We start from the raw sequence: 18,180 nt of genomic DNA, 5'->3' as shown, positions 1-18,180 counted from the left end.
TCAGATGGCATGAAAAAAGTAATTTTACTCCTCGTCGATTCATTAATGCCAGATATATTGGAAAAGTGCATGCGACACAAAACCGTTCCCGCACTTCAGTTTTTAAAGGACCGGGGAAGATATTGGCCTGATTGTGTCACCTCTTTTCCTACCATGACAGCTTCCGTTGACAGTTCGTTAGTAACAGGTGTGTACCCAAACCTTCATCGCATTCCGGGGTTGATTTGGTATCATCCCGAAGAAAAGGAGATCATCAACTACGTCAACGGATGGAGATGTGTCTGGAAACTTGGTATTAATAAATGTACCCAAAATGTTCTATATAACCTTAACGAGAAACATTTGAGCAAACAAGTAACCACTGTATTTGAGGAATTGGCTGACCGGGGAAAAACGTCTGCTTCCATCAACACCATTATTCACAGGGGAAATCGTAAATACCGGGTTAAACCTCCTTTTTTAGTCAGACTAGCAACAGGGTCCCGTTTTCACGGGAAAATTTCCGGACCGGATGTATTGACACTGGGTGCAATGGTTCCCTCAGCGCTAACTCAAAAAATTCCCCGCCGGATTCAAGCGTTCCGGCATTTTTACGGGATTAACGACATCTATGCCGTTTACGTGGCGAAATTCCTTATTCAATCCGAAGAGCAACCGGATTTTATGTTAGTTTATCTCCCTGATAATGACCATGAAGTACATAAAAAAAATCCTGCTCACGCCGAAGGTGCTTTAATCCGGGTGGATCAGCACATACAAGAGATTTTGAACGTATATGATTCATGGGATGAGGCGTTAAATCAATGTATCTTTATTATCACAAGCGATCACGGCCAAACGCGAATCGGAAAAGGAAAAGAATATGCTATTGATCTTGACAAGACACTGGAACCATTTCAGGTACTCCAACTTGGAGAAGACCCGGGCAATCATGACCTTGTTGTCTGTAACAATGAACGGATGGCTTATATCTATCCCTTAAAACCCGGCATAGAGAAAAAAATCTTACAGCGGTTGCTTCGCGAATCGAGGATTGATATCATTGCCTGGAAACAGAACGAAGGAGTTTTGGCCAAAGAAGGCGGTTCGGGTAGAGAGATTTTTTTTAAACCAGGGGGGCCGTATAGAGATCTCTATGGGTGTCCATGGATAATTTCCGGGGAGTGGGCCACATTAAGCTTGCGATTAGAACGGGGAATAGTCCAATACGATGATTACCCCGATGTACTTTCAAGATTATATGGAGCCCTGTATTCCCAGGATATCCCCATGTTTGTTATAACTGCCCGGCCAAGATATGAATTTTTGACGCGTTACTATCCCAAACATTTAAACGGGGGTTGTCATGGTTCTTTACACAAATATGATTCCCTGATTCCGCTCATTGTGGCGGGAACAGATCTTTCTTTTGATAAACCGCCGCGCTTGATCGATTTGAAAAAATTTATTATTGACCTTTTTGAAGCCTGAATGAACAAACAGTCTGAAAAGCCGGCACATCTGCCGGCTTTTTTTTATCCCTTCATTTACCGGATAATGAACGATAAACTCCCTCTCTCTCCCATAATTCTTCCATATTGGACAGGTGTTGCGATATATTCTTTTTATTTAGCCCGGCTACAGCTGTTAACAGAGCATTTATGATACTCAACGGAGCCACAAACGAGTCTAGAAAGGAAGGCAAGCCGCTGGCGGCAAGAAGATATTGGTCAGCCACATTTGCCAGCGGAGAAGAATGGGTGTCAGTAATAGCTAAGGTGCCTACTCCCCTTCCCCGTACATAATTCATCGCCTGAATGGTTCGTGAAGTATATCTGGAAAAACTGATTCCGACAACCAGGTCACCGGAATCCAATGGAGCCAGCTTTTCAAACATCGTATCGGAATCGGAAACAAGCTGGGTATTTTTAAGCAGAAGATGTAAATAAAAGGCAAAAAAATAACCCAGCGCATAGGAACTTCGCAAAGCAACCACTGTGACTGATTTGGCCTCATGGATCCGCTTGACAGCTTCATGAAAAGAATCGATATCCAGTGTTTGAATCGTCTGTTGGATATTGGCCATATCATCGGTTAATATTTCATAAGCCAACCGTTGTTGTTCGGGATACCTGTCTTCTACAAGATTTAACCTTTCAACTGTTGTCAGGCGTTTGCGGATTTGTGCCTGTAAACTCTGTTGCATTTCCGTATAGCCCGAAAAGCCTAGAAAATTGGCAAAACGAACAACTGTAGCTTCTCCCACTCCCACTTCCTTTGCAATGTTCGCCACTGTTAAAAATGGAGCCGTATCGGCATGGGACTCTAAAAAATTAGCTATTTTTCGTTGCGATTTACTCATTGCGCTGCTTTTTTTGCGAATTAATTGAAACACATCACTGGTTTCTGCCATGTGTGATCACCTGCTTTTTGCTGACCTTTTTCACCCCGTTTTCAAACCTTTCCAGTGTCTCCATAATCACATCGGGAGTATGGGCAACAGATAACGAGAAGCGGTTCAGCGGTTTCATATAGATCCCCTCATTGATAAGGGAAAAGTCAAGTTTTTTCCTCATAACAACATCAGAGCGCAATACGTCTTGCACTTGGTGAACAGGATGGTCAGTCATAACCATATTAAATATACTCCCTACTCCTACGGTCTGTCCTGCAACTCCGTAACGATCTAATATTTCTTCGATCCCGCTGCGCAATTTCCTTGTATGTTCTTCTAATTGATGATAAGCCCCGGGCTCTTGTAATGCTTGAATCGTAGCCAGCCCTGCTGAAAGAGCTGTCGGATGCCCGTTATAGGTTCCGCTGTGAAATAAGATATTAGTATACCCCGGTGAAGGCCGTAAAGAGCCCGGGGTCAGAATATCTGCTCCACCGCTTGGCGAACACATCTCCATGATTTCCTTCTTCCCCCCTACGGCACCCACCGGAAAACCTCCGCCTAATACTTTACCAAGCGCAGTGATATCAGGGGTTACACCATACCTTCCCTGCGCTCCGGACAGTCCGACCCGAAAACCTGTCTTCACCTCATCAAAGATAAGAAGAATTCTGTATTGCTGCGTTAGTTCACGTAAGCCCCGCAAAAAAGAAAGATCCGGTGGAATGTAACCTCCTTGAATCGGCTCCATCATGACAGCTGCAATCTCATTACGATATTTCTTTAAAATAGCTGCTGTTTGCTCCAGATCATTAAAGGGCAGCACAATCGTATTTTCAGCGTAGTAATCAGGAATTCCCCGTGAATCCAACTGTGGGGCCGGAGGGTCTTCCGGATTACGGAGTGAAGGGTTTACACTAATCAAGACTTGATCATATCCCCCGTGATAATGCCCCTCAAATTTAGCTAATTTTTTTCTTCCCGTCCAGGCCGTGGCCAGCCGAATCGCTAACAATGTTGATTCAAGTCCTGAATTGCAAAAGCGGACGGTTTCAATCCCCGGATACAAATCGACCAGAACTCTGGCCATCTCCGTTTCCAGCTGATGTGGAGTTCCAAAAATAGTTGTTCCCATTTGGGCAAGCTGTTCCTGAATCGCGGTTGTGACCCGTGGATGGCCATGCCCCATGATAAGTGCCCCATAGCAAAGATTGTAGTCAATATATTGATTGTGATCTACATCGGTAAGATAGGCTCCACTTGCCGACTTCATCACAATTGGATGGGGATCAAAATATTTAATGTTAGCGGTCACTCCTCCCGGAATCCATTTGCTCGCTTCCAAATGAAGCTGGGCAGATTTTGTTGTCTTCTCTGCATATAAACCATCAGTTCCCATTGAGTCCACCTCTTCTGAAATATTTACTTCTAATAATAATAAAAACGAAATATATATTTCATTATAATCGCTTTTTCAATAAACGCAACAAAATCGATTATAATGAGAGAAATTATTTTTAAAAAAGGGTGATCTGTATATACATACCAAAACATTTCCAAGAGCAAGACCTTACTCAAATCTGTGCATTTATAAAAGAGTACTCTTTTGGGATCTTAACCAGTGTGAAAGATTGCAAACCAATCGCGTCTCATTTGCCTTTTGTTGTGGAGCAGGAAGAAAAATCAATTCGCCTTTTCGGACATATGGCAGTTGGAAATCCACTCTGGAAAACATTTGAAGGACAGGAAGTGCTGGTTATTTTCCACGGCCCTCATGCCTATGTCTCCCCTTCCTATTACAATAGTAAGTTAAGTGTACCTACCTGGAATTACATAGCCGTTCATGCCTACGGACAGGCCCGTATCATCACTGATAATCATGAATCCAGGAAAACTCTTCTTAAAATGATTCACAAGTATGAACCTGTTTATGAAAAACAGTGGGAGCAATTACCTGAGGAATACGTGCAAAAAATGCTTAAGGGAATTGTTTCTTTTGAGATTAATGTCACCCGTTTTGAAAGCCAGTTTAAGCTTAGCCAAAACAAAACAGAAGATGAACGTATGCTCATTATTCAAGGCCTAAAAAAGAGTGGTAATCGTACCATTTCCGAAATCGCTGCCTGGATGGAAAAGAAATAAAAAAAGAATAAGTTTATCTGCAATCTTCCGCTGAACCTTATCATAAAGTCTATACAATTTATTTCCTTCCACATAGTTCCTCTCCATTTTTGACCTTGCCGCCGTTCAATTTCCCTTCCAAGATGTTTTGGTTCACTTTTTTGCTTTTCCCCAGGGATACCACCAAACGAAAATTATGGTAAGATCAACAGTGGAAATGTAAAATAATAAAGGTTACAACAATGAAAATAAAATGGAGGCTTAACTTAAAATGAGTAAAATGCCGGATTTACATAAAGATGCGATGGATATGCTGCTTGAAACCAGCCGGACTTTCTTCATCCCAATCAATGGTTTGCCAGCAGGCTTAAAAGAGGCTGTTACGGCCGCCTACCTATGTATGAGGGCGATCGATGAAATAGAAGATCATCCCCAACTCCCTTCTGAGGATAAAGGTAACCTGTTGCGTTCGGTCAGTAGGATCTTGCAGAAACCTTTTAGTGACTTTGAGTTGACTGCCGTATTTGAACCGTATAAGTCTCTCCTTCCCGAAGTCACCCTGAGAATGAGTGATTGGGCAAAGCTCATTCCCACAGAGATTCAATCGGAAATTTATCGTTCAACAGCAACGATGGCCGATGGAATGGCTGAATGGGTTTCTAAAAAGTGGATAGTTAAAACAGAAGAGGATTTGGATCAATACACATTCTACGTTGCCGGCTTGGTTGGACTATTACTCACTGACCTTTGGGAATGGTATGACGGCAGTAAATTGAATCGGGACCTTGCTGTTGGGTATGGCCGTGGTCTTCAGGCAGTTAATATTATCCGCAATCGGGACGAGGACTTATCCCGTGGTGTAGACTTTTTCCCGGATGGTTGGACAATGGAAGAGATGTTTTTGTATGCCCGGCGCAATCTGGCTCTGGCAGATGTCTATACGAAAAGTATTCAATCAAAGCCAATTCTTGATTTTTGCAAGATACCTCTTGTCCTTGCTTACGGAACACTCAATGCGATTACTGCGGGCGAAACCAAACTCAGCCGGGCCGATGTTACTAAATTGGTGAGAGAAGCAACTGAAAAGTAACACATTATATCAAGTGCTTTACGGGATTCCCTGAAGATGAGGAACAATAAAAAAGAACCAGCTTTCCTGCGAAATGTAAAGAATGTAAAGCTGGTTCTTTTTTAGAGTTACCGTACATACCCATCTTTTCATACTCTCAGCAGGAATCACCTTATAAGGTGGCGAAGGAAAATGCAAGCAAACGGTATGGTCTAATCTATTTCGCCGCATAAGTTAAGTCACTTCCTTTTAACGTGGCTCAAGAAACTTTGTCTTTTTACAATTATCTTAATTATCTTTAGGTTCTCGTTCCAATAACGAGTAAAAACTTTTCCTGTCATTCCACAAAAGGTACCCTTCAAGAAAAGTAACCAATATGGCTAAAGGAAGCATGGAGAGATCGACAAAGAGGTGGAATAATAGAATGTTAACAACAAAAGGTGCCAGCATAGCAATGGCTAAGGTTGTATAGCGATTAAAGATTAGCAGAAGTCCACATATCACCTCTAGAGATTTTTCTGTAAACAAAAGATATTTGAACCGGAAAAGTTCCATCGCTTCCGGGCTGGTGGGTAACGGGGGAGTTAAACCGAAGAATACAATTAACCCGTTAATTCCCGCCAACAAAAAGATCAGACCAAGAAGCAACCGACCGATATAAATCAAACGGAACCACCTATCCCTTAATTTTTAAGTCAGAAATTACTGGAACCCAATTCTATTTTATAGAAATCGGGATGATCATTCATTCAATTTTTCGAAAAGCCCGTGAAATGGCGGGAGGTAACAGTCAAATCGACCTCCTCATGTAAAATACTCAACAACTGCGTTTGGGAAAAATTGTTCAATATACTGTTCAATTGTCATTTGTAACTCTTTTGCTTGGTCTGTCTCATACACATATTTCCCTATTCCATATCTCCCCCATTTGTATTTTCGCTTCTCTTCATTCATTTCCAGCTTTGTTTTAGGATAGTTTTTTTGGATAACTCGTTTGGCCGGCTTTGTAAAGCGGTGCTGAATTAATTCAAACGTAATATCTTCAGTTAATTCTTTACGAATCTCTCTTTTAAGTATTTGAAAAAGTTCCAGATATCCCTTCTCCCAGTTTTCGTGTAAGTATAGAGGAGCCACTACAAAACCAATAGGATAGCCAGCTTTGGCAACTTTAATTGCGGCCTCAATCCTTTCTTCAAGAGTGGATGTCTTCAATTCAAAGTTTTTGATGACGTACTTGGAGTTAACACTAAAGCGAAAGCGTGTTTTTCCGTTATGTTTAGCATCAAGCAGATGATCCACATGAGGAAACTTGGTTGTAAAACGTAATCTGCCATATTCGGTTTCTCCTATAAGTTCAATGGCTTTTTTTAAGGAATGGGTCAAATGATCGATTCCTACAATATCGGAAGTGCAAGAGGCTTCAAAGCGAGTGATATCAGGTTTTCTCTCGTTGATGTATTTCTGAGCTTGTGCAAAAATCTCATCGAGGTTTACATACGTTCTGATATATGGCTTACTCCCAAGAGTTGTTTGCAAATAACAATAATGGCAATGCCCCATACATCCTGTCGCTAAGGGAATTGCGTACTCTGCCGACGGTTTGGATGTGTCAAACTTCAATGTCTTTCGAATCCCCACAACAAGTGTAGATTTTGCGATCCGATACTTTTGTAATTCATTTTCACCTGGTAAGTCGCGAATTTGGTTATGTGAAGTCGTTTGCCGAATTTCTAAATTCATCTTTTTGAATTTTTGATATAGTTCTCGTCCTAATGGGTATTCTAACGCTTTTGGTTCAAAGTAAACTAATTGCGGAATAAATGGCTTCATCCCTTCATTACCTCCTTCGTATTTTTTAATATGTGCAAATATGTTGAGGTTACTTCAAAAGGATAAAGAAGGTATCATTTTCCGATCTCGCCTACGACGGAAATCAACCTTTTATTCTCGTTTATGTTAACTTGGATAAAATCTTCGACAGAGCAAAAAGAAAATTTCCAGGGGCGAGCCCCCAAAATCACACGAATTGAATTTTCTCTGACATGAAACGAGGTTGTCATCATGATACCTACTGACTCAATACTGACTGAAGGATTCCAAACCACCTATCAGAAAGCACAATCTCCTGAAGGATTTGTGCTTGGGGTTGGCTGGACGTATGATCACGGTTATTTTGACCATCCTTCCAGAATGCTCCTCTTCGGAAACAAAAATAAAAACTTAAAATTCACAACACTAAGACTTTAAAAACCTAACACCATTGTTCTATGATCATGTTTTAGGTTGTTTTCCTGATTAATGGAAAAATGACTTGAGATACCACTTAGGGAACTCAAATCATTTCGTGTTTATAAAATTTATTTAATTGCTCTATACCTTTTTCCCATTGTAGTGGTTGGCGAGTGTTTAGAGCATATAACAGCCTGTGAAGTGGAGCAATTTTGACATAAAAGTTTGCTCTACGAAAGAAATGATCATCAATTTCGACTGTATATTGAGTTATTACGTGTTTCATCCATTCTTCGCCAAATTCATAACTTAACGCAGCTAAATCAAAAGCTGGATCACCAATGCCTACATCTCCCCAATCAATAATTCCGGTCACTATTCGATCATTAATAAGAATGTGATTTGCACTTAAGTCACCATGAATCCAAACTGGCCGAAAGTCAAACTGTCCTTCATCTTGCAAAAATCTATTCCATCGTTGTTTAACCCAGTCTCTCAAATCTTTTTCTAATTGATCTAACACATATGTTTGTACTTGGATATAGAATTTTTCATATTTCTGTTTCCAGTTTCGACGATGAATTTCTAGTGAAGGGAAAGAAATGGGAATTTTATGTAAAGCAGATAGAAATGATCCGAGCTCACTTGATAATGTACCAATGTTTTTAGAGAGATATTGAGAATCTAGGGGATAACCTGGCAGTTTAGGATAAGCAGCAAAAGAAGGGGTGTTTTCAAAGTAAATCCATTTATAACAAGGAACAGACAACGGGAGCTGATTAGACCATTTTGTTAGAAAATGAATTTCTCTTTATCGTTGTAAGATATTGATTTATCTCCATGACACTCCCAGCTCCGCTTATTAGTTTTACAATTCATAGCCTTTTGTTTATTTAAGGAAAGTTCCCTTGCCTAGAAAATCAGCGCTCGTCTCTGCTTCAAAATTGCCTGGTCTATATCAACACTATCAAAATCCAGAACATCATCAAGGAAAAAGACTGGCTGAACAAGCTGACGACCGAAGATTTACGCGCACTCAGCCCGCTGATTTATAACCATATAACGCCATATGGTAAATTTAATGTGGACTTGAATATTAGGTTATTATTGGAGAAGTTTAAATGCTAGTAACTTTCTCTTCAAAAGAGCATGACAAAAATCTAGTTAAACAAATCCTAGTTGACGCCCCAATCCCTGCCGTATTTGAAATTAGGCATATTGCCACACATAAAAGTAACCATCATTTAGGAATAGGATTGATCACCTATATAACTCCATTTGCCCATATGTGGTAGTTGTACATTTTTAATGCGGGATAGTCATTTCAAAATTCTCCTCTTTTTTCCACTATCCTTTCGTATTGATCCATTAACACCTAAAGGATAAATAACTTACTTACAAATGTTTCAAAACAAGCTTTTTCTTTTTGTTCGGTTATCAAGATTATTAGTATCATGTTGATCAAACATTAATTTAAAGTAACAACAGCACAGTAATGGATTTTTATACAGCATATTACGTATAAAGTCGCTTGGTTTGACTTCGTTTAACTCTGGCTCAAATCGCTCGGGATTGGTAACATGATCACCAATCTCCCTGAGTGATTTTTTTTAGCCCGCCAGGTCCACCCACCCATGTTTCTAGCGAGTGGTTTTTGCACCAGAGTCATCCTTCAATCCTTCAATGAAAATCCGATATACGCCTTGAAGAATTCGTTCAGTCAAAAAGCCTTGATTTTTCATATGAAAGTCAATATTATGGAGCGTTGCCATTAAAGCTTCAACGGTATACGGAACGTCCACCTTTGAAACTTCTCCTCGTTCAACGGCCTCGTTTAACAGATCTCTGCATGTATTGCGCATCCATTGATAAAGCGGCGATTGAAGAGGACGATGCCCGGACGATGCCCGACTGACGGCACAAAGCCAGGGAATTTTCGCCTCTAAAAAAGCAACGAATCTAACGATCACTTGATATAATCGGTCCAAAGGAGCAACTTCTGGAGATTGATCAAGATACGCTTGCACTTCGTCAAATAAGGGCTGACACTCTTCGCGGACGATCTCTATACAGATGTCGCCAATTTCCGTATACCGGCGGTATAAACTTGCCTGTCCGACTCCCGCTGTCTTCGCAATCTGATGCATGTTGACGCCCTCAACGCCGCCGTGTTCGATGAAAAGCTTCCTTGCCGAATCCAAAATTCGTCTTCGGTTTACCTCTTCCCTAGAAATCTTCGAAGAGCTAGATTTTGGTTTTTTATTCATATAAACATTCTCCTTAGAATGAGAAATTTGTTTATTCTTATTTGACATCCGGACAATTTGTCCGTTATGATTAATTCAGATCGGACAAATTGTCCTTTCTTCATTATAAATCGTTTTGTATGTAAGAGCAAATCAATCGAGGAGGCCGACGAGATGAGAAAATTGGATTCCGAGCTGTCGTGGTCAAGCTATACGAGGCCGGAATCGTCTTACTTGGCAAAGTGCAGACACATGAGTTCGCTTCAGGAATGACGACAAACAGCCAGCACTTCGGTCCCTGCCTCAACCCATGGAATCTCGACCATGTTCCGGGAGGTTCAAGCGGCGGCTCCGCTTCCGCTGTGGCAGCGGGACTTGCTTATATGGGTACCGGCTCGGATACTGGCGGCTCGATCCGTATTCCTGCCGCCTGTTGCGGTATCGCTGGGATGAAGCCAACGTATGGTCGGGTCAGCCGGTACGGCATTATTCCGATGGCCTGGTCACTCGACCATCCTGGTCCGTTGACCCGCAGCGTCATGGATGCCTCACTGTGTCTGGATGCGATGTCCGGCGATGGACGAATCAACGGTTGATCTGCCCGTACCTGGCATCCGGATCTATCAGAATAATCTTAAGGGTGTGCGTATTGGCCTGCCGATGAACCATTTTTACGAGGATTTGGAACCCGAGGTGAATGTTGCGATGCAGGCGGCAATCCGCACGTTCCAAGAGTTAGGAGCAGAAATCGTGGAAGTTGGCTTGCCACTGCTCAAGCATGCACAGGGGGCGACGATGGCCATCATGCAAGGGGAAATGTTCGCCATCCACGAGCACTGGATTGATACGCGTGCGGAAGATTACGGTCCAGACGTGCGAATGATGTTAGAAGGTGGCAGACAAGTCCCAGCGTCGACTTACCTGCAGGCTCAGCGTGCCCGGCACCTGATTGTCAACGACTTTCTGAACGCATTGTCCGGGGTCGATGTTTTGCTGACGCCAGCGACACCGCTAACCCCGCCGCGCGCCGACGATGTGGAACTGTACGAGAAATCACTCCGTCTGACAAATTTTACAGCACCGGCCAATCTAACCGGAATGCCTAGTCTATCCATGCCGTGCGGCTTCTCGCCTTCCGGCATGCCGATCAACTTGCAGCTGATCGGCCGCCCCTTTGATGAAGCGACTGTACTGGGCATTGGTTACGCCTATGAGTCGAACACTGACTGGCACACAAGGCACCCGAAGCTGTTAACAAAGTCAGACGCATGACGAAGCGGCACGGCGTCCGCGCTGAATCATTTAATGGAGGGATAAACCGATGAAACAGAAGCAGCCCAACTCAAAAGTGAATACGAAACCATTGACAGGAGCTGGAGCCGATACGGCGACAGACACAACCAAAGCGGCTTTAGAGCAGTTTATGGCCATAAGCCGAAGCTTGATGGAACTAAATTTAACCAACATTGAGCCAGTGCTGCCCCCCCACTTACAAGAAAGAACGATACTTGAGGAAATAAGCGGGATCGTTTGCTTCAGATGGACTTGTACGGGCGGGCAAAGAGATCTGGGTATTCTCTTTTGACATTCGCGCACTTTGTCCTATGCAAGTCATAATTAGTTTGTATGTAAAACAAATACATTCAATTTCATGAAGGGTGTTGACCTATGACTGTTAAGAAACTATATTTTTTACCTGCCGGCCATTGTTATCTCGATCATTCGGCAATCAACCGAAACTTCACACCTGGCCAATTAGTTGAACTTCCGGTTTGGTCTTTTTTGTTGGAAACAACCGACGGACCGATATTAATCGACACCGGAATGCCAGACGCCTTTGTCAACAATCCTCATTATTATAAAGGGACCAGAAGGGAAGATCTGGTCGTCCCAAACATGACGGAGAATGACACCATTGTAAGTGTTTTGAAACGTGTCGGTTATCATGCTGACGATATTCAGATGGTGATCTGTTCCCATTTGCATCTTGATCATGCAGGGGGCAACAGCCATTTCCGCAATACCCCGATCCTTATTCAGCGGGACGAGTATGACGCTGCAATGGAGGATGACGATTATTCGCCGCCAGAATGTAGGCTTCCTGAATTACAATATCAAATCATTGAGGGTGACCATGAAGTGGCACCTGGGATTAACATTCTATTTACACCGGGTCACTCGCCGGGCCATCAATCGGTGCTCGTCACAACGGAAAAATCAGGTCCCGTATTACTGACGATTGATGTGGCCTACACCAGAGAGAACTTTGAGAATGGCGTACCGTTCCTGTCATTTGATTCCGAATTGACCTCAAAATCGATTCAGCTCACGCAGGAACTGATTAAAGATATTCAGCCCTCGATTGTTTTCTTCGGACATGATAGAGATCAGGCGAAAGAATGTCGCACATTCCCCGACTTCCTGTAACAGGACTACAATCCACCTTTGAAATGGATATTATTTCCCATTTTTTTGGGCAAATTGCACTTCGTCGTCCCAGTTGCCGCTACCATCGAGCTGGCTACCTCTATCCCAAAATGAAACGAACACAGTCCAACATAGGACTGTGTTCGTTTCATTTGAACTCTTACAAGCTTTTACTCCAATCGTGGGTAGCACTGCCTTCTAAAAACCGCTCACAATCAAGCGCCGCCATACAACCTGTTCCGGCTGCGGTGATCGCCTGACGGTATACATGGTCCTGAACATCCCCACATGCAAAAACTCCCGGAACACTGGTTCTCGTGGTACCTGGCTCAACTACAATATAACCCAGCTCATCTGTTTTTACTTGTCCTTCCAGAAAATCGGTATTTGGTTTGTGTCCAATGGCGATGAAAACACCGTCGGTTTCAATAATTTCTTCTGCACCGGTTTCGTTATTCTTCACTTTGATTCCAGTTACCCCTTTGTCACCCGCCAGGATTTCAAGAGGAGTTCTGTTCATACACCACTTGATTTTATCATTGGCTCGGGCACGATCCTGCATAATCTTAGAAGCACGCAGTTCATTGCGGCGGTGTATGACAGTCACTTCCGTGGCAAACTTGGTTAAAAACGTAGCCTCTTCCATAGCTGAGTCCCCGCCACCAACGACTACGATTTTTTTGCCTCTAAAGAAAAACCCGTCGCATGTCGCGCAAGTGCTTACTCCCCTGCCGATGTTTTCTTTCTCTCCCGGGATCTGCAACAATTTTGCTGATGCACCTGTAGACAGGATCAGACCCTCAGTTTCCAATACCTCTGAATCACCGATAAATATTTGAAAAGGGCTTTTTGAAAGATCCACTTTCTTCACCCAGCCCCGTTTGAACGTGGCACCAAATCGCTCTGCTTGCTTGCGCATTTGATCCATTAAATCGGGGCCTAAGATTCCATCCGGGAAACCCGGGAAGTTTTCGACGTCAGTGGTGGTTGTCAGTTGCCCACCCGGTTCCGGCCCCTCAATTACCAGCGGCTCCATGTTTGCACGCGCCAGATAGATAGCTGCAGTTAATCCTGCCGGTCCTGTACCTAAAACGATGACTTTGTTCATATCTAAAGACCTCCTGTGAATATAGAGAAGCGATCAATCCCTATGTAAAAAATAGTTGCCTAGGACCTACTCTCTATTGTATATAACTTTTCCTGATCAGCAACCTTTTTCACACCTATTGTTCACTTCCAACTCTGCCGGGATACTATCTTACCCTTTTGATCCATCACTCAAACAAAATATTGATGATTAATTTCTTGATGACGGCATGTCCATATTTATCCTGGTGAAAATTAATGCGAAGGAACCAGACTTTATTCCATATTCGTTCCAAACCAGGAAATATCATAGCCTTTTAATGACTTTATCTAACCATCGCTCATACCAATCCAGAAAGTGATATTCATAAGTAAAGAATGGTTTGCTCAAATCCTGATTAGTATAAACAAGACGAGCATTATTAGCTCCACTCACAACTAACTCATTTCATAACTACATCTATTTGAGCGTATATAGACATCGTGTACTCTTTCTTATAGTAGTTTTTTTGGATTTTGTTTTTTGTTTGTGTTGCAAACTAGTTTTTAATTATCGGACAAAGAGGTCCCACGTTAAGAGCCAGCAACAATTCGGAGATCTCTTCGACCAAATCATGGCAGGTACGTGGAACGGCCCCCGCTCTTAGCTCAAAGTGAATGGTTTTTAACATGATGTAAAGCATTCATTTATTTATTTGTATTCATAAAAGTTTCGTGCACATCTAATTCAAATGGGTAGTCAAGTGATTTATCATCATTGTGGAACCTGGGCCATTGAGAATAGGCAACACGTCGCTGCTTGTTGATACCAAAAAGGAATAAAGTTGTATGGGTTGATTCCCCAAATTTGAGGATATAAAATAGTCCATATCAGAAGTGAACGGAGGTATTCTAATCATGATGATGGCAGTGTTCTTGACAGTTATTCAATAATCACAAATTGAATAATGTTTGATGCTTGAAAGGAAAAAACTCCTTGTTTGAAGGAGGTTTAGTTTGTTGTGCATTTTTTCAAGTGTCAACAGTCAATGAACTCGATCATCATAATGCCATTTTAAATAAATAAGTTTCACAGGAGGCCGTGATGAATCAAGCGGGTGGTTCATTTGCGGCTTTTTTGTGTTCTTTAAACGGTGTTCAATATGCGGAGGCGTTAATATGACTCTTTATTTTGCGAGTGTATTGCCCGGATTAGAATACGTTTTATCAAATGAAATCAGGCATAAGATGTGTGATGCTGAAATAACACAAATAAAGAGAGGAAAAGTTTTCTTTACTACATCAAAATCATTTGCATGCTTGAGTTCTTTAAGGTCAGCAGATAATTTGTTTCGATTTATTGATCAATTTCAGATTGGACCACATAAACAGCATTTATCTCAGTTGAGAGAGCGGATGTCTCAATTGGATTTGTATTTTCTAGATAAAAAGAAATCATTTCGAGTGAACGCAAGCCGCAAAGGCAAACAAACATATAGCCGTTTTGAAGCCGCTGAAGTGGCGATGGAGGGGATTCAAAAAAGGTATCCCAGTTGGAGAGTTGGAACAGCCAAAAATCATCAAATAGAACTCCGGCTTGATATTGAACATAATGAAGTAACTTTCTCACTTCGCCTCACTGATGCTGCATTTCGTTATCGTAAGAAGAAAAGGGAGTTCTCTCATCATTGTTACCTACTGTAGCTCATGCGATGGTGTGGCTGTCAGATCCTCAACCAACAGATACTTTCGTAGACCTCTGCTGTGGATCAGGCACCATTTTATCAGAACGAGTCGTATACCCTGCAAATCAAATTATTGGCGGCGATATTTCAAGCACAATTACGATGTTAGCCAAAGAGAATCTCTATTATGCTAATGTTCAGGTTAATGTTTGGGATGCACGAAAAACCCCTCTTAACTCTAATTCTGTCAATAAAGTTGTTACAAACCTACCGTTTGGAAGACAGATTTCAATTGATGAGGATATAAGATCATTCAAACATCACGTGATGAAAGAGATATCCAGAATTTTGATTCCAAACGGAACAGCTGTTATTTTATCTGAGAGTACTCATCAAATTCTGGAGGAAGCAGAACGATTTGGATTCTCTTGCCTAAAGTCCTATCCACTGAGTTTGAAGGGTTTGCACCCAGCGCTGTTTGTGCTTGAAAAAAGGAACACCCTATAGTGGGGTCCCGACAGAAAAACGCGGATTTCATCGGCACCAAATTTGAACTTCGCTACCTCCTCAAAGAAGTTGACTTTTGATCCATTTTATCCCCAGTTCTCTCTACGAGGGAGGAATATCATATAATTATTAAATGGAAAATGACTTGAGATACTCTCTAGTGAAACTCAAGTCATTTCGTATTTATACAGGAAATTTAGAGATTCTCGCTATTACTCCTTTTTTCACTTGGTCTTACCAATTATTTCACCATGTAATTGCAAATTACATCACAAAAAAACAGACGATAGTTTCATTTGAATATGTTCATATCACAAACTCTTCAGTCAGAGTATACACTCTTGGCACTTTTGAACCTATTGAACAGAGAATTTCTGTGTTTATTGTCTTAGCTAAATCAGAAAGCGTATTTACAGAAATTCTTTTATTTCCCATCCGTCCAAATAAAACTACTTCATCCCAAACAGTTATATTTGGAATATCTGTAACATCCACCATAATATGATGCATACTAATCATTCCTACAATAGGGGCATATGCTTCACGTATCAATACATATCCCTGATTGGATAAAGAACGGGAATAACCATAAGCAAATCCAACAGAAATGGTAGCGATTTGACTTTTACGCCTGGTAATAAAGCTTCTCCCATATCCAATGGAAACACCTTTATCAACACTTTTCAAAAAGATCACCCGCGATTTCAAGGTCATTGCTTCTTTTAATTGTAAGTAGTCAGCCTTTATTTTCGAAGACGGAAGTAAACCATACAATAATATGCCTGGTCGAACCATATTTAAATGCGTCTCTGGAAATTGGATAATGGAGGGGCTATTGGCGGCATGGCGAATCGGAATGTGAATATTTTCTTCTTCTAAACGATGAATAAAGGAAGCAAAAATATGATATTGGTGAGAAACAGAACCCTTATCCTCATCACTCGCAGATGAAAAGTGAGTATAGATTCCTTCAATTTGGATACCAGATAAACCTTGTATCTTTTTTATCCACTCAATAGACAAATGATTTGGGAGAAAGCCAACTCTGCCTAATCCTGTATCAATTTTAATATGAATTTTTGTCTTCCGATGGGCTGCCTCTGATAAAGCCTGTGCCATATCCAGAGAAAAAACAGACTGCATCAAATCATATTGAACAATCTCTTTAGCTTGAGCAGAGTGGGTATAACCCAATACGAGGATCGGCAAGGTAATTCCTGCCTGGCGTAACTGTACTCCTTCCTGAATGCTGGCAACAGCTAATTGATCTACACCTTGAGCAGCTAAAGTTTTAGCTACCTGAACCAATCCGTGTCCATATGCATCCCCTTTAACTACCCCCATGATTTTAGCTTGAGGATTGATCATGTGACGAACTTCACGATAATTAAAAGCAATTGCACTCAAATTAACTTCTGCTACCAACTGTTCACTATTAACCCCCATTACACAAAAAAATATTTTTTATTTGAAATATTTTGGTGATATACTTTTTAAATAGCGACTAGGGAGCCCTGTTTTTCACTTCGTTATACCTTAAGTGTATCCTTCAACAATGCAGCTACATCATTAACATGGGGTGGGAACAAACAGGTAAAATGGTTACCCGGCACTCTAAAAACAGTAAGGTCAGAAAGTGTTTCCTCCCAGCCGAGCATTTCCTTATCTTTCATCTCTTTCAACAACTGTTCCTCTGCACGAATTAAGATCACTTTTCCATGATAAGGTTTTGAATGATACTGATTAAAAGCTAGCGTATTGAACTTTAAAACTTGGTAATAGCGCCAGAGTTGCTGATATCCTATATCCGGCTTCAACACATTCGCTTCAATCAGTTCTCTCCGCATCCGCTCAATAGCCTGTTCCGGTGTGTCTGTTCCCAATTTTTCTACCCATTTTCGCTTTAACGTTTTGCCTGCCCGAATCATTAATTCCTTAGCAAATTCATTTAACAACACTTCTTCACTTAAATATGTCTTTTTATTTGCGATAACACTTGGACAAATAGCATCAATGAGAACCAAAAGCGTTTCTAAACCTCGGTGTCTTAATTCTCTAGCCATTTCCAGAGCTACAATACCGCCAAACGAATACCCGCCCAACACATATGGCGGCTCTTCCTGCTTGCCAAGAAGATATTTCATATAATGTAGAGCCATTGTCTGAACATCTTCAATGGGGGGGACATCATCTTCCAGCCCCTGGGCCTGTAAACAATAAAAAGGTTGATCCATTCCCAGCGCATCGGCTAGATGAATATAAGAGAAGGCATTTCCCCCAACCGGGTGAACGCAAAAAAAAGGCACTTTTTCCCCTTTGGTCTGTAAAGGCAACAAAGGAGAACAGTAAAATCACGACCCTGTTCTCGTGTTAGTTTAGCGATCGTTTGTTTTTCAAATAACATAGATAATGGGAATTCTGGTTGAAATTCCTCTCTTAACCAAGCAATAAATTGAA

Annotated in this window: 19 protein-coding genes and 1 pseudogene; 10 read left to right on the top strand and 10 right to left on the bottom strand. The window is 41.6% G+C overall.

Annotation, left to right across the window (positions count from 1 at the left end; genetic code table 11):
• Positions 1–9 precede the first annotated feature (9 nt).
• The gene (locus I8U27_RS12040; protein WP_181752395.1) at positions 10–1,470 is read left to right on the top strand and encodes an alkaline phosphatase family protein; all 1,461 of its coding nucleotides are present in this window, start codon (positions 10–12) and stop codon (positions 1,468–1,470) included.
• 52 nt (positions 1,471–1,522) lie between these two features.
• Here I8U27_RS12040 and I8U27_RS12035 read toward each other — a convergent pair whose 3' ends face one another.
• Together I8U27_RS12035 and I8U27_RS12030 are read right to left on the bottom strand one after the other, a co-directional pair.
• Positions 1,523–2,392, bottom strand: a complete 870-nt coding sequence (locus tag I8U27_RS12035; RefSeq protein WP_181752396.1) for a MurR/RpiR family transcriptional regulator — start codon at positions 2,390–2,392, stop codon at positions 1,523–1,525.
• Entirely contained in the window at positions 2,376–3,773 is a 1,398-nt protein-coding gene (locus tag I8U27_RS12030) for an aspartate aminotransferase family protein (protein ID WP_181752397.1), read from the bottom strand. The genes I8U27_RS12035 and I8U27_RS12030 overlap by 17 nt, the downstream gene beginning before the upstream one ends.
• Before the next feature lie 128 nt (positions 3,774–3,901).
• Here I8U27_RS12030 and I8U27_RS12025 point away from each other — a divergent pair, with 128 nt between their 5' ends.
• Together I8U27_RS12025 and I8U27_RS12020 are read left to right on the top strand one after the other, a co-directional pair.
• A complete protein-coding gene (locus I8U27_RS12025) occupies positions 3,902–4,516 on the top strand; it encodes an FMN-binding negative transcriptional regulator (RefSeq protein WP_181752398.1) in 615 nt (204 codons plus the stop codon).
• Between the two features lie 250 nt (positions 4,517–4,766).
• Positions 4,767–5,585 (top strand): squalene/phytoene synthase family protein, encoded by an 819-nt coding sequence (locus tag I8U27_RS12020; RefSeq protein ID WP_181752399.1) that lies wholly within the window; start codon positions 4,767–4,769, stop codon positions 5,583–5,585.
• 267 nt (positions 5,586–5,852) lie between these two features.
• Here I8U27_RS12020 and I8U27_RS12015 read toward each other — a convergent pair whose 3' ends face one another.
• From I8U27_RS12015 to I8U27_RS12005, 3 genes are all read right to left on the bottom strand, one after another.
• Entirely contained in the window at positions 5,853–6,230 is a 378-nt protein-coding gene (locus I8U27_RS12015) for a hypothetical protein (RefSeq protein ID WP_181752400.1), read from the bottom strand.
• 138 nt (positions 6,231–6,368) lie between these two features.
• Entirely contained in the window at positions 6,369–7,394 is a 1,026-nt protein-coding gene (splB, locus tag I8U27_RS12010; protein ID WP_181752401.1) for a spore photoproduct lyase, read from the bottom strand.
• Positions 7,395–7,896: 502 nt separating this feature from the next.
• On the bottom strand, positions 7,897–8,598 hold the full coding sequence (locus tag I8U27_RS12005) for a phosphotransferase (RefSeq protein WP_332310907.1): 702 nt from the start codon (positions 8,596–8,598) through the stop codon (positions 7,897–7,899).
• A 125-nt stretch (positions 8,599–8,723) separates the two neighbouring features.
• Between I8U27_RS12005 and I8U27_RS12000 the strand changes: the two are divergent.
• Positions 8,724–8,921, top strand: a pseudogene (locus I8U27_RS12000) (Tn3 family transposase); the annotation flags it as partial.
• A 512-nt stretch (positions 8,922–9,433) separates the two neighbouring features.
• On the opposite strand, the gene I8U27_RS11995 reads toward I8U27_RS12000, so the two are convergent.
• Positions 9,434–10,060 (bottom strand): TetR/AcrR family transcriptional regulator, encoded by a 627-nt coding sequence (locus I8U27_RS11995; RefSeq protein ID WP_181752403.1) that lies wholly within the window; start codon positions 10,058–10,060, stop codon positions 9,434–9,436.
• Between the two features lie 179 nt (positions 10,061–10,239).
• Between I8U27_RS11995 and I8U27_RS21025 the strand changes: the two genes are divergently transcribed.
• From I8U27_RS21025 to aiiA, 4 genes are all read left to right on the top strand, one after another.
• Complete coding sequence (locus I8U27_RS21025) at positions 10,240–10,635, top strand: amidase (RefSeq protein WP_332310905.1); 396 nt, start codon at positions 10,240–10,242, stop codon at positions 10,633–10,635.
• Positions 10,616–11,311 carry an amidase gene (locus tag I8U27_RS11990; protein ID WP_232345444.1) on the top strand — a complete coding sequence of 232 codons (696 nt, stop codon included), beginning with the start codon at positions 10,616–10,618 and terminating at the stop codon, positions 11,309–11,311. The genes I8U27_RS21025 and I8U27_RS11990 overlap by 20 nt, the downstream gene beginning before the upstream one ends.
• Positions 11,312–11,360: 49 nt before the next feature.
• A complete protein-coding gene (locus tag I8U27_RS11985; protein WP_181752404.1) occupies positions 11,361–11,624 on the top strand; it encodes a hypothetical protein in 264 nt (87 codons plus the stop codon).
• Positions 11,625–11,707: 83 nt separating this feature from the next.
• Positions 11,708–12,466 (top strand): quorum-quenching N-acyl homoserine lactonase AiiA, encoded by a 759-nt coding sequence (gene aiiA, locus I8U27_RS11980; protein ID WP_181752405.1) that lies wholly within the window; start codon positions 11,708–11,710, stop codon positions 12,464–12,466.
• A 160-nt stretch (positions 12,467–12,626) separates the two neighbouring features.
• On the opposite strand, the gene trxB is transcribed toward aiiA, so the two are convergent.
• Positions 12,627–13,574 carry a thioredoxin-disulfide reductase gene (gene trxB, locus I8U27_RS11975; RefSeq protein WP_181752406.1) on the bottom strand — a complete coding sequence of 316 codons (948 nt, stop codon included), beginning with the start codon at positions 13,572–13,574 and terminating at the stop codon, positions 12,627–12,629.
• A gap of 1,136 nt (positions 13,575–14,710) precedes the next feature.
• Between trxB and I8U27_RS11970 the strand changes: the two genes are divergently transcribed.
• Positions 14,711–15,235, top strand: coding sequence for a THUMP domain-containing protein (locus tag I8U27_RS11970; RefSeq protein WP_181752407.1), 525 nt, complete (start codon positions 14,711–14,713; stop codon positions 15,233–15,235).
• Entirely contained in the window at positions 15,220–15,723 is a 504-nt protein-coding gene (locus tag I8U27_RS11965; protein WP_181752408.1) for a TRM11 family SAM-dependent methyltransferase, read from the top strand. The genes I8U27_RS11970 and I8U27_RS11965 overlap by 16 nt, the downstream gene beginning before the upstream one ends.
• A gap of 306 nt (positions 15,724–16,029) precedes the next feature.
• On the opposite strand, the gene alr is transcribed toward I8U27_RS11965, so the two are convergent.
• The 3 genes from alr to I8U27_RS21380 all read right to left on the bottom strand — a co-directional run bounded on the left by alr (position 16,030) and on the right by I8U27_RS21380 (position 18,172).
• Positions 16,030–17,148 (bottom strand): alanine racemase, encoded by a 1,119-nt coding sequence (gene alr / locus I8U27_RS11960; protein WP_220185967.1) that lies wholly within the window; start codon positions 17,146–17,148, stop codon positions 16,030–16,032.
• A gap of 104 nt (positions 17,149–17,252) precedes the next feature.
• Positions 17,253–18,029 carry a thioesterase domain-containing protein gene (locus I8U27_RS11955; RefSeq protein WP_181752410.1) on the bottom strand — a complete coding sequence of 259 codons (777 nt, stop codon included), beginning with the start codon at positions 18,027–18,029 and terminating at the stop codon, positions 17,253–17,255.
• Positions 17,972–18,172: a hypothetical protein gene (locus I8U27_RS21380; RefSeq protein WP_181752432.1), complete on the bottom strand. Its 201-nt coding sequence runs from the start codon at positions 18,170–18,172 to the stop codon at positions 17,972–17,974. The genes I8U27_RS11955 and I8U27_RS21380 overlap by 58 nt, the downstream gene beginning before the upstream one ends.
• Positions 18,173–18,180 lie beyond the last annotated feature (8 nt).

This window comes from Paenactinomyces guangxiensis (genome assembly GCF_016055185.1).
GTDB lineage: Bacteria > Bacillota > Bacilli > Thermoactinomycetales > Thermoactinomycetaceae > Paenactinomyces > Paenactinomyces guangxiensis.
The sequence above is the reverse complement of the archived record's forward strand: the minus strand, read 5'-3'. Positions and strand labels throughout refer to the sequence as shown.

Coding starts and splice junctions, on each gene's coding strand:
- I8U27_RS12040 (WP_181752395.1), top strand. CDS start 10: ATGAAAAAAGTAATTTTACTCCTCGTCGATTCATTAATGCCAGATATA.
- I8U27_RS12035 (WP_181752396.1), bottom strand. CDS start 2,392: ATGGCAGAAACCAGTGATGTGTTTCAATTAATTCGCAAAAAAAGCAGC.
- I8U27_RS12030 (WP_181752397.1), bottom strand. CDS start 3,773: ATGGGAACTGATGGTTTATATGCAGAGAAGACAACAAAATCTGCCCAG.
- I8U27_RS12020 (WP_181752399.1), top strand. CDS start 4,767: ATGAGTAAAATGCCGGATTTACATAAAGATGCGATGGATATGCTGCTT.
- splB (WP_181752401.1), bottom strand. CDS start 7,394: ATGAAGCCATTTATTCCGCAATTAGTTTACTTTGAACCAAAAGCGTTA.
- I8U27_RS11995 (WP_181752403.1), bottom strand. CDS start 10,060: ATGAATAAAAAACCAAAATCTAGCTCTTCGAAGATTTCTAGGGAAGAG.
- I8U27_RS11990 (WP_232345444.1), top strand. CDS start 10,616: ATGGACGAATCAACGGTTGATCTGCCCGTACCTGGCATCCGGATCTAT.
- I8U27_RS11985 (WP_181752404.1), top strand. CDS start 11,361: ATGAAACAGAAGCAGCCCAACTCAAAAGTGAATACGAAACCATTGACA.
- aiiA (WP_181752405.1), top strand. CDS start 11,708: ATGACTGTTAAGAAACTATATTTTTTACCTGCCGGCCATTGTTATCTC.
- trxB (WP_181752406.1), bottom strand. CDS start 13,574: ATGAACAAAGTCATCGTTTTAGGTACAGGACCGGCAGGATTAACTGCA.
- I8U27_RS11970 (WP_181752407.1), top strand. CDS start 14,711: ATGACTCTTTATTTTGCGAGTGTATTGCCCGGATTAGAATACGTTTTA.